Annotated in this window: 15 protein-coding genes; 3 read left to right on the top strand and 12 right to left on the bottom strand. The window is 72.8% G+C overall.

What is annotated here, in order from left to right:
* Positions 1-39: 39 nt before the first annotated feature.
* Entirely contained in the window at positions 40-1587 is a 1548-nt protein-coding gene (locus Ae150APs1_RS20995) for an aldehyde dehydrogenase family protein (RefSeq protein WP_075299801.1), read from the bottom strand.
* Between the two features lie 247 nt (positions 1588-1834).
* Positions 1835-2422: a TetR family transcriptional regulator gene (locus tag Ae150APs1_RS20990; protein ID WP_075299799.1), complete on the bottom strand. Its 588-nt coding sequence runs from the start codon at positions 2420-2422 to the stop codon at positions 1835-1837.
* Positions 2423-2490: 68 nt separating this feature from the next.
* On the opposite strand from Ae150APs1_RS20990, the gene Ae150APs1_RS20985 reads away from it, so the two are divergent.
* From Ae150APs1_RS20985 to Ae150APs1_RS20975, 3 genes are read left to right on the top strand one after another with little or no spacing between them, the layout of a single operon-like run.
* On the top strand, positions 2491-4035 hold the full coding sequence (locus Ae150APs1_RS20985) for an AMP-binding protein (RefSeq protein ID WP_075299797.1): 1545 nt from the start codon (positions 2491-2493) through the stop codon (positions 4033-4035).
* Between the two features lie 31 nt (positions 4036-4066).
* Complete coding sequence (locus tag Ae150APs1_RS20980; protein ID WP_075299795.1) at positions 4067-5263, top strand: aromatic ring-hydroxylating dioxygenase subunit alpha; 1197 nt, start codon at positions 4067-4069, stop codon at positions 5261-5263.
* Positions 5260-6138, top strand: coding sequence for a hypothetical protein (locus Ae150APs1_RS20975; protein WP_075299793.1), 879 nt, complete (start codon positions 5260-5262; stop codon positions 6136-6138). Before Ae150APs1_RS20980 ends, Ae150APs1_RS20975 begins: the two co-directional genes overlap by 4 nt.
* A 64-nt stretch (positions 6139-6202) precedes the next feature.
* Here Ae150APs1_RS20975 and Ae150APs1_RS20970 read toward each other — a convergent pair whose 3' ends face one another.
* The 10 genes from Ae150APs1_RS20970 to Ae150APs1_RS20935 form a co-directional block, all read right to left on the bottom strand.
* Positions 6203-7882, bottom strand: a complete 1680-nt coding sequence (locus tag Ae150APs1_RS20970) for an NAD(P)/FAD-dependent oxidoreductase (protein WP_249266415.1) — start codon at positions 7880-7882, stop codon at positions 6203-6205.
* Complete coding sequence (locus Ae150APs1_RS33815; protein WP_249266414.1) at positions 7872-8057, bottom strand: hypothetical protein; 186 nt, start codon at positions 8055-8057, stop codon at positions 7872-7874. The genes Ae150APs1_RS20970 and Ae150APs1_RS33815 overlap by 11 nt, the downstream gene beginning before the upstream one ends.
* Complete coding sequence (locus Ae150APs1_RS20965; protein WP_212567242.1) at positions 8054-9016, bottom strand: alpha/beta hydrolase; 963 nt, start codon at positions 9014-9016, stop codon at positions 8054-8056. Before Ae150APs1_RS20965 ends, Ae150APs1_RS33815 begins: the two co-directional genes overlap by 4 nt.
* 3 nt (positions 9017-9019) lie before the next feature.
* Positions 9020-9763 (bottom strand): SDR family oxidoreductase, encoded by a 744-nt coding sequence (locus Ae150APs1_RS20960; RefSeq protein WP_075299791.1) that lies wholly within the window; start codon positions 9761-9763, stop codon positions 9020-9022.
* Complete coding sequence (locus Ae150APs1_RS20955; protein ID WP_075299789.1) at positions 9760-10962, bottom strand: cytochrome P450; 1203 nt, start codon at positions 10960-10962, stop codon at positions 9760-9762. Before Ae150APs1_RS20955 ends, Ae150APs1_RS20960 begins: the two co-directional genes overlap by 4 nt.
* A 99-nt stretch (positions 10963-11061) precedes the next feature.
* The gene (locus Ae150APs1_RS32930; RefSeq protein ID WP_212567241.1) at positions 11062-11307 is read right to left on the bottom strand and encodes a hypothetical protein; all 246 of its coding nucleotides are present in this window, start codon (positions 11305-11307) and stop codon (positions 11062-11064) included.
* A 12-nt stretch (positions 11308-11319) separates the two neighbouring features.
* Entirely contained in the window at positions 11320-12387 is a 1068-nt protein-coding gene (locus tag Ae150APs1_RS20950) for an MFS transporter (RefSeq protein ID WP_212567240.1), read from the bottom strand.
* A 21-nt stretch (positions 12388-12408) separates the two neighbouring features.
* A complete protein-coding gene (locus Ae150APs1_RS20945) occupies positions 12409-12879 on the bottom strand; it encodes a cupin domain-containing protein (RefSeq protein ID WP_212567239.1) in 471 nt (156 codons plus the stop codon).
* A gap of 8 nt (positions 12880-12887) precedes the next feature.
* Positions 12888-14042 carry a transporter gene (locus tag Ae150APs1_RS20940; RefSeq protein WP_075299785.1) on the bottom strand — a complete coding sequence of 385 codons (1155 nt, stop codon included), beginning with the start codon at positions 14040-14042 and terminating at the stop codon, positions 12888-12890.
* Positions 14036-14458, bottom strand: coding sequence for an OB-fold domain-containing protein (locus tag Ae150APs1_RS20935; protein WP_060712975.1), 423 nt, complete (start codon positions 14456-14458; stop codon positions 14036-14038). Before Ae150APs1_RS20935 ends, Ae150APs1_RS20940 begins: the two co-directional genes overlap by 7 nt.
* Between the last annotated feature and the right edge of the window lies 1 nt (position 14459).

The raw sequence follows: 14459 nt of genomic DNA, 5'->3' as shown, positions 1-14459 counted from the left end.
GACCCGCCGGACGGCCGCAGGACCGCCCGGCGGGGACGGTCAGCGACCCAGCCGGCGCTTCCAGTCGTGGGCGCCGAGGAACCGCACGACCTTCGACATGAACTCGCTGCGCGACGGCACGATCGGGTACCAGTTCGGCTCTGCCTTCAGCGCCATCCGCTCCGACACGATCGACTGCTGGCGGCAGTACTTGAGCACGCCGTTCGCCCCGCCGAACCGGGTCCCGAGCCCCGACTGCTTCCAGCCGCCCATCGGCACCGGCAGCTGGAACACGGCGACGAGCGCGTTGTTGATCGAGACCGCTCCCGCCTCGATCAGCCGGGACAGCCGGTCGGCCTTGCGCCGGTCGCGGGTCCAGAGGCTGGACGACAGGCCGAAGTCGGAGTCGTTCGCGAGCCGCAGCGCCTCGTGCTCGTCGGCGACCTTCATGATCGGCAGGGTCGGCCCGAAGGTCTCCTCGCGCATGCAGGCCATCGAGTGGTCGACGTCGACGAGCACGGTCGGCTCGAAGTAGGCGTCGCCCGCGGCGCCCCGCTTCCCGCCGACGAGGATCCGCGCACCCTTGGCCTCGGCGTCGGCGACGTGGCGCTCGACGATCTCCATCTGGGCGGGGGTGACCATCGAGCCGATCTCGGTGGCGTAGGCACCCGGCGCGTCCATGCCCTGGCGGACGGCACGCATCTTCTCGACGACCTTCGCGACGAACTCGTCGTACACGGGGGCCTCGACGTAGACCCGCTCGACCGAGATGCAGGCCTGGCCGCCGTTCATCATCGCGCCCCAGACGGCGCCGCCCGCGGCCCGCTCGACGTCGGCGTCCGCCAGGACGATCATCGCATCCTTGCCGCCCAGCTCGAGGCTGCAGGGGATGAGCCGCTCGCCGGCGCGTGCGGCGATCGTCCGTCCGGTCCGGACCGAGCCGGTGAACATGACCATGTCCACCTCCTCGACGACCGCGGCGCCCGCCCCGCCGTCACCGGTGAGGCAGGCGAGCACCGGCGGGGCGCCGATCTCGTTCCATCCCTCGACGGCGGCGGCCCAGGTCAGCGGGGTCACCTCGGACGGCTTGCTCAGCACCGCGGCACCGGCCACCAGGGCGCCCACGACGTCCATCATCGGACCGGCCAGCGGGCCGTTCCACGGCGTGATCAGGCCGACCAGCTGGTACGGACGGACCTGGACCCGCAGCTTCCGGGCCTTGTTGGGCAGGCCCGCCGACGCGACCTTGCGGTCGGCGAGGAACTTCTCCGCGTTGGCCGTGAAGTAGTTGATGACGTCGAGCGCCACCTGCATCTCGACCGCGGAGTCCGACCACGACTTGCCGGTCTCCGCCTGGACCAGGCCGATGACCCGCTGCTCGTTGTCGAGCAGCCAGTCCAGCCACCGGCGGAGGTGCCTGCTGCGCTCCTTCGGCCCGAGCGCCTCCCATGCGGGCTGCGCCGCCCGCAGGTCGCGCGCGGCCGCCGCGACGTCGGCCGCCCCGTGCCGCGGGACCGACCCGACGACGCGTCCGTCCGCCGGACAGCGCACCTCGCGCTCGGCCTGGTCGCCGGACGCCGTGCGGTCCTGCTCGGTCGTGGTGCTCATGTGTCTCCTCGAATGCTGGACTCCGGACCGGCCGACGGCCCGGGTAGGCGGCGTCGAGCCGTGGTGCCGATCACCGGACACTATCCGTCATATGTAACGAAGCACCACCGGCACGCCGCTCCCCGACCGGCCGCGCCGCCGGCGACCGGCGCATTCAGTCCTCCGTGACGTCTCCTTGACCAGCATTTACTAAAGCTGTTAGCTTATTTGGGACGAACAAGGGCCCCACTGGTGGTGCCGGGAGACCTCAGATCTCCCGGTCGACCCCGCGCAGGAAGGTGCGGACCATCTCGACGAACCGTCGCTCGTCCTCCTCGTCCGGCGCGACCGGCGGCCCGTCCCCGGATCCGGGGTCGAGGCTCTGCAGGGCGGCCCGGCCGTTCGCCGTGCTGATCGCCGACCCGATCGCCATCCGGTGTGCCGCCTCGAGGAGGAAGAGATGCATCCGCTCCGGGACGCCGTGAGCCGCGAGCAGGCGCGAGTACTGCTGGTAGAGCCGTACGAGCAGCGGCTGCGGGAGGTGCTCCACCACGAGCTGGACGGCGCGCGGGTGCTGCAGCAGCGACCGGCGGAACAGCGTCGTCTCCTCGACCAGCCACTCCTGCCACCGGCCCGGCTCGGGGTCCGGGACGCGCGGGGTGTCGAGCACGATGATCCGCGCGACCTCGGCGAGGATCTCGGCCTTGTCCGTGAAGTGGTTGTAGAGCGAGGGCGCGCGGACGCTCAGGGCCGCGGCGAGCCGCTCCAGGCTCAACGCCGCCGGCCCGCCCTCGTCGACGATCTCCAGCGCGGCGCGCGCTGCACCGTCCCGCGTGATGAGCGGCCTGCGCCCCATCCCCACCCTCTCGCTCGCTGAGCCGAGCGTACGACCACCCCACCCACCACGACGGAGGACGCCCGACGATGCGCAACACCACCGTTCTCGACGCCCTGTACGCCTGGTCGAGGCGCCGCCCGGAGGCGCCCGCCCTGCAGGACCCCGACCGCGCCCTGTCCTGGAGCTCGCTCGTCGAGGCACAGGACGCGGCCGCCCGCACCCTGGTCGACGCCGGGGTCCGCCCCGGTGACCGGGTCGGCGTCCTGGGGCCGCTCTCGGTGGACTGGGCCGTCGCCGCGCTCGGCGTACTCCGAGCCGGCGCCGTGCTCTGCCCGCTCAACGAGCGGCTCGGGGCGTTCGAGCTCTCCGAGGTGTTCGCGCGGATCGACCCGGTCATGGTGCTCGCCGACGACGGGCACCGGCCGGTGCTGGACGGGATCGGCGAGGGCGCGCCCACGGTCCGCACGCTCGGCGAGGTCGGCGCGGGCGGCGCGGTCGGCTCGGCCGCCTCGGCTGCCGAGCTCCCGGACCTGCCCCGCGACCCGTCCCGGCCGGTCTCGATCATCCCGACCTCCGGCTCGACGGGACACCCGAAGGGCGTCGTCTACACCCACGAGTCCCTGCTGGGCGCGTTCTTCGAGTGGACCCTGCAGGCACCGGAGCTGCTCCGCGGGCGGGCCCTCAACGTCAGCGCGTTCTCGTTCGCGGCGGGCCTGCTCAACGGCTTCCTGGGCCCGCTGGTCCTCGGCGGCAGCGTCGTGCTGCTCCCCCGCTGGGACGCCGGCACCGCGCTGCGGCTGATCCGCGACGAGCGGATCACGACCTTCGCCGCCACCACGATCTTCTACGAGCAGATGGCGCGCCTGCCCGAGTTCGCCGACGCCGACCTGTCGTCGCTGACCGTCGCCTTCACCGGCGGCAACCCCGTCACCACCGAGCTGATCGAGGCGTGGTCGGCCAAGGGCGTCGGGCTGCGCCAGGCCTACGGCCTGACCGAGTCGCTGTCGAACGTCACCTTCCCCACCGTGGAGATGGCGGTCCGCAGCCCCGAGTCCGTCGGCGAGGGCGGCATCCTCACGCGGGTCGCCGTCACCGATCCGCACGGTGCCCCGCTGCCGGCGGGCGAGCCCGGCGAGATCCGGATCTCCGGGCCGGGGGTCGCCGCCGGGTACTGGGACGACGAGGCGCGCACCGCCGAGACGTTCGGCGACGGGTGGCTGCGGACCGGTGACGTCGGCGTCGTCGACGACCACGGTGCGCTGCGGATCGTCGGCCGGCTGAAGGACATGATCATCAGTGGCGGGATGAACGTCTACGCGGCCGAGGTCGAGCGCGCGGCGCTCACCCTGCCGGACGTCGTCGAGGTCGCCGTCATCGGCGTCGCCGACGACGAGTTCGGCGAGACCCCCGCGCTCCTCCTGCGGACCGCCGGACCGGTCACCGAGGAGGCGGTGCTGGAGCACTGCCGGGCCCGTCTCGCCTCCTACAAGATGCCCCGCTACGTCGTCCTCGTCGACGACCCGCTGCCGCGGACCCCGAGCATGAAGATCGACAAGGCGGCGATCCGCACCCGGCACACCGACATCCCGGACACCCACCGGCGGCACGGCCGCAAGCCGCTGCCCGCCTGAACCGACCCGGACGACGACGAGGAGGACCGACATGACCGTCGACGAGACCAGTGCCACCGACCGCCGGGACCGCGCGTTCCGCACCATGCTCCGGCACGTCGAGAAGGAGACGACCGACGAGTACGGCGAGATCGCGCCGTCCGAGGCGGTGGAGTACCGGGACACCGAGCTCGCCGCGCTGGAGCGCGACCGGGTGTTCGGCGAGGTGCCCTTCATCGTCGCGCACGGCTCCGAGATCGCGAAGCCGAACGAGTTCCTCACCCGCAGGCTGCCGCGCAACAACGCGATCGTCATCCGTCAGCGCGACGGCGGCGTGAAGGCCTTCGTCAACGTCTGCCGGCACCGCGGCGCGCAGCTGGTCGAGGAGGAGTCCGGCCGCTGCCGGCTCTTCTCCTGCCCGTACCACCGCTGGTCCTACGACCCCAGCGGCGAGCTGCGCACGGTGACCCTCGACGACACCTTCGGCGACTTCGACCGCTCGAAGCACGGCCTGGTCGAGCTGCCCGTGCAGGAGCGCCACGGCTTCCTCTGGATGATCGACAACGCGAAGCGCGAGATCGACGTCGAGAGCTGGCTCGGGCCCGAGATGGACGCGATCCTGGCCGGCTACGCGATCGAGGACCTGGTCAGCGTCACGCCGCAGACCTTCGACCGGCCGACCAACTGGAAGATCATGCAGGACGGCTTCCTCGACAACTACCACGTCAAGTACGCCCACCCGAACACCGCCGGGAAGGTCCTGCACACCAACAAGCTGGCGCTGGAGGACTTCGGCAGGCACTTCTGGTTCCTCGCCGCGCGCAAGAGCATCGACCGCTTCATCGGCGACGAGGACCCGGCCGGCGCCGACATCGGCAGGCACACGATCGAGAGCTGCTTCATGGCGCCGAACAGCATGCTGCTCAAGCACGCCACGCACGTCGAGCTGCTGACGTTCCGGCCCTACGGCGCCGACCCGGAGAACTCGGTGATGGAGATGCGGATCATGGCTCCCACCACCGAGGCGCTCGGGATGGATCAGGAGAAGTGGGACACCCTCTGGGCGAAGAACTGGAAGATCATGATCTCGATCATCCACGACGAGGACTTCCCCATCCTGGAGGGATCGCAGGCCGCGATGCGCAGCCAGGACGCCGGGACGATGCTGCTGGGCCGCAACGAGCTGGGGAACCACCTGTTCCGCCGGGAGCTCGACCGGCTGGTCCGCACCGAGCCGGACGCGGGATGACCACGAGCGCACTCGGAGCGGACCCGGTCCGGCTGCGGCGGACGACGGCGCCGTCCGCCGCGGCCCGGGACCTGCTCGACCGGGCCGCCCGGTACGACGCCGAGATGGGCTTCGGGCCGCCCCGGCCGGACCGCGGCGGGTCGTCCGGCGCGACCACCGTGATCGAGATCGACACCTGCCTGCACCGGCACGACGTCGACCACGACGACGCCTACGTGCTCGCCGGGGTGCTGACGATCCGGGACCTCGGGGACGGCACCGGGGCCGCCGACCTGGTCGTCGACCCGCGCCGGCGGGCGATCGGCGTCGCGACCGCGGTCGGTGAGGAGCTCGGGACCCGCGCCGTGGGCGGGGGTGGGTGGGCCGGCACCGGCCTGCACACGCTGCACGCGGTCGCGCACGGCAGCCATCCGGCGGCCGAACGGCTGGCGCGCCGGTCCGGCGTGGCCACCGCAGCGATCCGGCACCATCTCGTCCTGCCGGCCGGGGAGGCGACGCCCGAGGGTGCCGTGCCCGGGCGGGCCGGGGAGCCGACCGGTCCGCACACCGGGGACCGGGCCGATCGCGCCGACGACCGTGGCGTCGTCCGGATCGGTGTCGCCGAGGGCACGGCCCGGGTCCGCGCGCCCGGTCCCGACGGCGGACCCGCGGAGATCACCGGGGTCACCGTCGCCACCGGGACCCCGCCGGAGGCCCTGCGCCCGGCGCTCGGCGCGGTGGTCACCGCGGCCGTGACGCGGCTGCGGGAGCAGGGCGCCGGCGACATCGAGGCCGTCGCCGACCACGACGACGAGCCGCTGCTGGAGGCACTCCGCCCGCTGCTCTTCGAGCACGACCGCAGCGACCTGGTGTTCCACATCGGACTGGTCGGCTGACACCGCGCACCGGGTGCGTCGCTCGCGGGCGGCGCCCCGGTGCGGGTGCGGGTCCGCCGGAAGGTCAGTCGTCCCCGGCGCCGTCCGCGCCGACCAGGGTCATCCCCGGCAGCTCGCCCGTGTCGCGCCAGTCGCGCAGCAGCCGGTCGAACTCGTAGAAGCCGCGTCCGTAGCGGTCGCCGACCGCGGGCCGGATCCCGCCGTGCCCACCGCCCTCGTTGTTGTAGTAGCCGGGCGTGCACTGCTCCAGGAACGTCGTCGGCGACGCGACGGCGCGGATCAGTGCGACCCAGTCGTCCTGTGCCTGCCGGGTGGGCTCGACGGTGGTCGCGCCGCGGGCGTGCGCCTGGGCGACGATGTAGACGATGTGCCCGCCCTGCTGCACGTAGTTGGCCGTCACACTGGCGTTCCCCCCGCCCTGGGTGTTGCCCATGAAGAACATCCCCGGGAACCCGTGGCTGGTCATGCCGTGCAGGGTCCGGAAGCCGTCGCGCCAGTGGTCGTGCAGCGAGAGGCCGTCGCGGCCGACGATCTCGTCGATGCCGGAGGCGAGCCGCTGGTCCTGGGCGGAGATCTCGAACCCGCTCGCGAAGATCACGCAGTCGACCTCGTGCTCGCGGCCGCCGGCGACGACTCCGCGCGCGGTCATGCGCTCCACCCCGCGGGATCCGGACACGTCGACGAGGGTCACGTTCGGCCGGTTGAAGGTCTCCAGGTACTCGTTGCTCGAACAGGGCCGCTTGCACAGGTAGCGGTAGTAGGGCTTGAGGGACTCGGCCGTCGCGGGGTCCTGCACGATGTCGTCGACGCGGCGGCGGACGCGTTCCATGACCGCGTAGTCCTCCTCCTCCCGGATCGCGGCGAGCTCGTCGGGGGTCAGCGACCGGCCGGCGATCCGTGCGGAGACGTTGCGGCCCACCTCGGTGAAGAAGTCGCAGGCGACGTCGTCGGCCGGCGACAGGGTCGGGAAGGGCTCTGAGGTGAACGCGTGGAAGGCGGCCTGGCGCCGCTTCTGCCAGCCCGGTTCCAGCGAGGCGGCCCACGCCGGGTCGGTGGGCGGGTTGCGACGCTCGTCGACGGCCGACGGAGTGCGCTGGAACACGTACACGTGCTGGGCGTGGCGGCCGAGGTGGGGCACGATCTGGATCGCCGTGGCCCCCGTCCCGATGACCGCGACGCGCTTGTCGGCGAGCCCGGCCAGGACGACGTCGGACACGCTGCCACCGGTGTAGCCGTAGTCCCAGCGTGCCGAGTGGAACGTGTGGCCGGTGAAGTCGTCGAGACCGGGGATGCCCGGCAGCTTCGGCTTGCTCCACGGACCGGTGGCCAGCACGACGTAGCGGGCGCGCAGCTCGTCGTCGTGGTTGGTGGTCACGATCCAGCGGCCCGTCTCCTCGTCGCGGCGGATCGCCCTGATCATCGTGCCGAACAGGGCACCGTCGTAGAGCCCGAAATGCTTGCCGATGTTGCGGCAGTGCTCGTAGATCTCGGCGCCGTCCGGGAACCGCTGGGACGGCATGTAGCCGAGTTCCTCGAGGAGCGGGATGTAGGAGTACGCCTCGTTGTCGCACTGGATGCCGGGGTACCGGTTCCAGTACCACACCCCGCCGAAGTCACCGCCCATGTCGACGATCCGGACGTCGGTCACGCCCGCCTCGGTCAGGTACGCCCCCGCCAGCAGACCGGCGAAGCCGCCGCCGACCACGAGCACCTCCACGTCGGACGCGATCGCGTCACGGTCCACCGGGGGGGCTGTGCGGGTCCGCCTCCCAGAAGTCGGTGCGCTCCCCCGCGCCGGTGTGGACGTACTGCGCCGAGCCGTCCTCGCGCAGCCGCCGGTCCCGCTCCGCCGCGTACTTCGCGCGCAGCGCCGCGAGGTCGAAGTCCGTCGGCGGCGACGAGGGTCCGCAGGTGGTCATGGGTGCTCCTGTCCGTCGATGCCCAGGCCCCGCCGCAGCACGGCCAGGCGGTTGCGCTTGAAGGTCTCGCTCACCGGCGCGGATCCGACGTCGAAACCGTGGAAGGTCCGCGGGTAGACCTCGAGCTGTGTCGGGACGCCCGCCGCGATCAGCCGCCGGGCGAAGTCGAGGTTCTGGTGGACGAGCAGGTCGAGGGCGGCGGCGCCGATGTAGGTGGGTGGCAGGCCCGTCAGGTCGGCGGCGCGCGCCGGGGCGGCGTAGGGCGAAACGTCCGGTCCACCGGCCACGTCCGGGCCCAGCAGGGAGGTCCAGCCGAACCTGTCGCTCTCCCGGAACCAGGCGATCCGCCCGGTCACGCCGTCCGGTTCGGTCGCGGCGGGGCGGTCGTCGAGCATCGGGTAGACGAGTGACTGCAGCGCGAGCGAGAGCTCGCCGCGGTCGCGCACCAGCAGGGCCAGCGACGCCGCGAGCGCCCCGCCTGCGCTCACACCCTCCACCGCGATCCGTGCCGGGTCCAGGCCGAGCTCGGCCGCGTCGTCGTGGAGCCACCGCAGAGCGGCGTAGCAGTCCTCGACCTGCGCCGGGTAGCGGTGTTCGGGCGCGAGCCGGTAGCCGACGGACACCACGACGATGCCCAGCTCGGCGACGATCCGCCGGTGGAACGGCGCGCCGTTGTCCGCGGTGCCGCCGACGAAGCCCCCGCCGTGGACGAACAGCAGCGCCGGCACGGGCCGCGGCCCGCGGTCGGCCGGGGCGAGGACCACCACGGGGACGTCGCGGCCGGGGACGGTCCGCTCGGTACGGACGACGCCGTCGTCGGGCGGGGGCGCCGTCGTGGCCCACACCCCGCGCATCGCCGCCCGGTCGGCGTCGAGGGTCGCGGCGCCGAGCGGACGGGTGGGCATCCGCGCCAGCAACGGTTCCAGGTCGGGGTCCACCCCGGATTCGGTCCCGGTCACCGGCTACACCCGGCTCCGCGCGCTGACCAGGGAGATACCACCGTCGGAGACCAGCGACGTGCCGGTCACGTTGGCGGCCAGGTCGGACAGGAGGAAGCCGATGGAGTCCGCGATCTCCTCGGGCCGGGCCCACCGCCCCCGCGGGGTGTTCAGCGCTCCCATCCGCGCGACGACCGCGGCCCGGTCACCGTCATGATCGGCGACGGTCCGCCGGAAGCCGTCCTGTGCGTCCCAGATCCCCGTGTCCACGCTGCCCGGGACGACCACGTTGACCCGGATCCCGTGCGCGGCGTTCTCCAGGGCCGCGACCCGGGCCAGGTGCGTCAGACCGGCCTTCGCCGCGCCGTAGTCCGCCGTCGACTCCATCGGCCGGACACCCGCGACCGACGAGGTCAGCACCACGCTGCCGCCGGCCCCGCGCCGCATGAGCCGCAACGCGCAGCGCAGGCCGTGGAAGGCACTGTCCAGGTTGGTGCCCAGCACCCGGCGCCACTGCTGCGCCGACATGTCGGCGACGGCGACGCCCGCGGGCGGCACCCCGGCGTTCAGGACGGCGTGGTCGAGCCGCGGTGTCCCTGCCTCGATCCGTTCCCACAGCGCCGGATCGGCGACGTCGGTGTCGACCAGCACCAGACCGGCGACGCCCGCCTCGGCCAGCCAGAGCGCCGTCGCGCGGCCGATGCCCGACGCGGCGCCGGTGACGAGTGCGTGGCGCCCGCCGAGGTCGAGCTTCGCGGCGGCGGTCACGATCCCGCCGGGGTGAAGCGGAGGGGAAGGCGCTCGAGGCCCCGGACCTGGCTGTGGTGAAAGACCGGATCGCCGTCCGGTGCGTAGTCGGGCACGAGGCGGTGGATCTCCTCCAGCGCCACCCGGATCTCGATGCGGGCCAGGTGCGACCCGACGCAGCGGTGCACTCCCGCGCCGAAGGCCAGGTGCCGGTTCACGGGCCGGTCCAGCACCAGCGCATGCGGGTTCTCGACGACCTCCCCGTCCCGGCCCGCGGCCGACGACATCAGCAGCACCCGGTCGCCCGGTTCGAGGGTCACCCCGCGCAGCTCGGTGCGTCGCACCACGAGCCGGCCCAGCGCGACGGGGGAGTCGATCCGCAACAGCTCCTCGGCCGCCGTGGCCGAGAGGCCGGGGTCGGCGATCAGCGCCGCGCGCTGTGCCGGATCCCCGATCAAGTGAAGGATGCCGCAGGAGAGCACGCCGCGGACGGTGTGCAGTCCTCCGACCATCAGGAGCCAGAGGATCTTGCGCAGCTCGTCGTCGGTGAGCGGACGCTCACCCTGGTAGCGGGCCGCGAAGAGCAGCGCCATCACGTCCGCGCGGGAGTCGTCCCGGCGGGCGATCATGTCCCCGAAGTACCCGCGGACGGCGTCGTCGGCTGCGCCGCGCACCGCAGCGTCCTCCTCCGGGGTCCCGCCCGGCTTCCCGACGAGCAGGTCGGTGGTCCAGCGGTCGAACATCGCGGCGTGCTCGGCGGGCCACCCCATCAGCGCCACGAAGGTGCCCGCTGTCATCGGCTGCGCGAACTCGGTCACGAAGTCGCACGTGCCGCGGGCGGCGAAGGCCGTGATCAACTCGACCGCCGTCGCCCTGATCCGGTCCTCGAGTGCCGCCATCCGACGTGGACTGAACAGCGGGTTGAGGATCTCCCGGTAGGCCCTGTGGGCAGGCGGGTCGATCTCGTTCGGGATCGACGGCTCGGTCGTGATCCGCGGCACCTGGGCGTTCGCGACCGAGAAGGTCTCCCAGTCCCGGCAGGCGTCGTAGCAGTCGGAGTAGCGGGTCAGGATCCAGTGCCCGCCGTGGCGCGGCGACCAGGCGACGGGTGTCCTCTCCTGCAGCTCGGCCAGTGCCTCGTGCGGCACGGCGAGCGCGGGATCGGTGATGTCGAAGTCGACGACGAGCTCGGGCGGGACATCGGCGGTCTGCGTGGGCATGGTGGTGGCTCCCCGGGTGGGACGAGGGTGTCGAGCGGGACGACGGGTGTCAGCTCCGCCGGCGGCGCCGGGTCAGGTCGTCGTGGAGGTCCCCGGGCGTCACGCGGTGGCCACCTCGGTCCCCGCCACCGCGGTCCGCCTGTCCGACAACCCGGTCCGCGGCACGAGGGACACGAGCACGGCGGCCACGACGCCCACCGCGCAGAACGCCCAGAACACGCCGGTCGCGCCCGCGGACGTCGACATGATCAGACCGACCATGATCGGCCCGACGACGCCGCCGAGGCGGCCCAGGCCGGTGCAGAGGCCGAGCACGGTGCCGCGTGCGGACGCCGGGAAGTACACCCCGGCGAACCCCTAGACCGCGGTCTGCGACGACGCGCAGAAGCCGATGACCAGCACCAGCGTGAACACGACGGCCTGTGCCGGGCCCAGGATCAGGACCGCCACCGCGAGCGCGCCCAGGACGAACCCGGACGAGATGACGCGCCGCGAGCCGATGCGGTCCGCGAGGCCGGTGAGCACGACCATGCCGATGGCGCTGCCGATGTTGAACGCCAGCAGGAAGGAGAGCGCCGAGCCGAGGTCGTAGCCGGTGGAGCGCAGGATCTGCGGGATCCAGGTGTTCATCCCGTAGGACACGAGCAGACCGAAGAAGCTGATCACGGGGAAGAGGACCACCGCGACCCGCAGGCCGGGCACGAACATCGAGCGGAGGGCCGAGCGCCGCTCGACCGCCCCCGCGTCGGCCTGCGCGAGCGCGATCGAGGACTCCGCACCGTCGCCGACGTCGTAGCGCTCGGCGAGCGCGCGGGCCTCGTCCACACGGCCGCGGGCCACGAGGAACGCCATGGACTCCGGCAGGTTGCGGTAGGCGACGACGAACAGGACGAGCCCGATCACCGCGGCGGCGGCGAACAGCGCGTGCCAGCCGAAGGCGGGGATGGCGAAGATCGCGACGACGGAGATGATCGCGCCGCCGACGGGGAAGCCCGTCTGGATCAGCCCGTTGGCGAACTGCCGCCGCTCGATCCGGACGTACTCCATGGTCAGCGCGATGACCGTGGGCAACGCGCCGCCGAAGCCGAGACCGGCCAGGAAACGGAAGATCGCGAACATCTCCAGGCTCTGCGCGATCGCGCAGACCCCGGTGAACACCGAGAACAGCGCGACGCAGCCCAGCACGATCGGTCGCCTGCCGACGATGTCGGTCAGGTAGCCCGCGACCGTGGCGCCGATCATCATGCCGAACAGCGACAGGCTGCCGACGAGACCGGCCGAGACGGCGGTGATGCCCCACTCACCCCGCTCGAGCAGTGTCGGCAGCACGGCGCCGAACATCAGCAGGTCGATGCCGTCGATGATGGTGACCGCGAGGCAGGTCAGCACGACCGCCCGGGATCCCGCGGTGCGTACAGCGGACATGGTGGGTCCTCTCAGGACTCGTCAGTGAGGGAGAGAGCGGAGGGTGCGGGTGCCCCCGACGATCGTCGAGAGCACCCGCACGGGCTCCGACGACCTGTTCTGCCAGGCATGCCTGCTGCCGTTGACGACGACGAGGTCCCCGGTGCGCAGGGTGACCTCGCCCTCGTCGAGCTCCAGCACGACCTCGCCGGCGAGCACCACGTTCACGTCGACGGACTCCGTCGAGTGGAAGCCGGGACGCTCCCCGGTGCTCGCCACGATCTCCTCCGGGTCCTCCCCGGTGGTGCCCGCCGGGATGGTCCAGGTGATCACCCAGACGCCGCCCGGCGGCGGGAAGGACACCTCGGCCGGGACCTCGGTGTCCGCGGGTAGTGCCGGCGCGGTGTCGTTGCGCCACAACAGGTCGAGATCCATCATGCCGACCTCGGCGGTCGCCGCCTCGCCGTCGGAGAGCACGAACGAGCGGCCGTCGGCACCCTCGCTCGTCACCACGCGGCGCATCAGAGGGCCGCCGATCCGGCGAGCAGAGCGGTGGAGACGACGGGGTCCCCGGGGCCGCCCGTCATCAGTGACAGGGTCGCGTCCGGCACCTGGTTGCACGAGGTGCCGCGGATCTGGCGCACCGCCTCGCCGACCAGGCTCATGCCGTGTACGAAGCCCTCGGCGAGATTGCCGCCGGAGGTGTTGACCGGCAGCGTTCCGGTCGGGGCGACGAGGTTGTCGACGGTGACGAACTCCCCCGCCCCCTCGAGCGTGCAGAAGCCGTGCTCGATCAGGGCGGACACGCCCATCCCCGTCATGTTCTCGTAGATCTGGGCGACGTCGACGTCCCCCGGTCCGTAGCCCGTCTCGCGCCAGAGCCGGTCCGCCACGCCCTGGAAGCCCGCCGACCAGTACGGATCCCCGGACTCCTCCCGCATCCCCCAGCTCCCCGCCGCGCCCATCGGGGCACCGAGCAGGTAGGCGGGCGTCGGCCGGAGGTCCTTCGCCCGCTCGGCGGACACGAGGATCACGGCGGAGCCGGCGTCGTTCTCCCGCGAGCAGTCGTAGAGCCGGTAGGGCTCGGAGATCCACCGCGAGGCGTCGTAGGTCGCGGCGTCCAGCCCGCTGCGGCCCACGGCCCGCGGGTTGTTCCGGGCGTGGTGGTAGGATACCAACGCCATGTCCCGCAGGGTCCGCGCGGGAACGCCCTCGGCCTCGATGAGCCGCATGGTGCGCAGCGCGCACATCTGTGCCGGCACCTCGATGCCGTTGACCAGCTGCTGGGCCGGGGTGTCCCCCTGTCCGACGTCGACGTTGCCCCGGCTGCCCCGGAACTCCGACATCGCCCGGTAGACGGCGACGATCTCGGCCTGGCCGGTGACGATCGCCGTCGCGGCCAGCCCGAGTGCACCCGGGATCCCGCCGCCGTGTGTCCAGGCCAGCGCACCGAAGCGCAGCTCCCTGGTACCCAGTGCGGCCATCATCCGCTGGCCCTCCGCGCGTTCCGCACCGTAGGAGACGAACCCGTCGATGTCCGCCGGGTCGATCCCCGCGTCCTCGGCGGCGGCCACGATCGCCCGCAGCGCCAGCTTGAGTGCGGGCTCGCCACTGGTCCCACGCTTGTGGAACGGCGTGTCGCCGAGCCCGACGACCGCCGTGGTCCCCCTCAGCACGACAGGCTCCAGCGGAGCGCGGCGTAGCCCCGCGTCCGCGCCGACGGCGGGTCGATGTGCCCGGTCACCGGCGCTCCGATCGCGACGGCCGTGTCCGGTCCGGCCAGCCTCCCGAGGACCCGGGCGCCCGCCGCGGCGGGCAGCTCGGCCACCACCACGACGTAGGGGACCTCCCGGGTCCGGCCGACCCCGGCGTGGACCCGGGTCCACGAGAAGATCCGGCCCTCCATCGCCGTCGGCTCCCAGCGCTGTTCCCAGCCCCCGCAGGCCGCGCACCGGTGGTGCGCGGGCCAGGTCCAGGCCGCGCAGCCGGCGCAGCGCGGCAGCCGGAACTCGCCGTCCTCCAGGGACTCCCAGAAGCCGTCGTCGGCCCCGATCCCCCCGGGGATCCGGTGCTCGTGGAACGAGTACCCCATG

The organism is Pseudonocardia sp. Ae150A_Ps1 (assembly GCF_001932315.1).
Taxonomy (GTDB): Bacteria; Actinomycetota; Actinomycetes; order Mycobacteriales; family Pseudonocardiaceae; genus Pseudonocardia.
This window is presented reverse-complemented; position numbering and strand designations above follow the sequence as displayed.

Bases quoted from the DNA above. Each gene is read 5' to 3' on its own strand.
- Ae150APs1_RS33815 (WP_249266414.1), bottom strand. From the start codon at position 8,057: ATGACCACCTGCGGACCCTCGTCGCCGCCGACGGACTTCGACCTCGCG.
- Ae150APs1_RS20980 (WP_075299795.1), top strand. From the start codon at position 4,067: ATGACCGTCGACGAGACCAGTGCCACCGACCGCCGGGACCGCGCGTTC.
- Ae150APs1_RS20935 (WP_060712975.1), bottom strand. From the start codon at position 14,458: ATGGGGTACTCGTTCCACGAGCACCGGATCCCCGGGGGGATCGGGGCC.
- Ae150APs1_RS20955 (WP_075299789.1), bottom strand. From the start codon at position 10,962: ATGCCCACGCAGACCGCCGATGTCCCGCCCGAGCTCGTCGTCGACTTC.
- Ae150APs1_RS20990 (WP_075299799.1), bottom strand. From the start codon at position 2,422: ATGGGGCGCAGGCCGCTCATCACGCGGGACGGTGCAGCGCGCGCCGCG.
- Ae150APs1_RS20950 (WP_212567240.1), bottom strand. From the start codon at position 12,387: ATGTCCGCTGTACGCACCGCGGGATCCCGGGCGGTCGTGCTGACCTGC.
- Ae150APs1_RS20975 (WP_075299793.1), top strand. From the start codon at position 5,260: ATGACCACGAGCGCACTCGGAGCGGACCCGGTCCGGCTGCGGCGGACG.
- Ae150APs1_RS20985 (WP_075299797.1), top strand. From the start codon at position 2,491: ATGCGCAACACCACCGTTCTCGACGCCCTGTACGCCTGGTCGAGGCGC.
- Ae150APs1_RS20995 (WP_075299801.1), bottom strand. From the start codon at position 1,587: ATGAGCACCACGACCGAGCAGGACCGCACGGCGTCCGGCGACCAGGCC.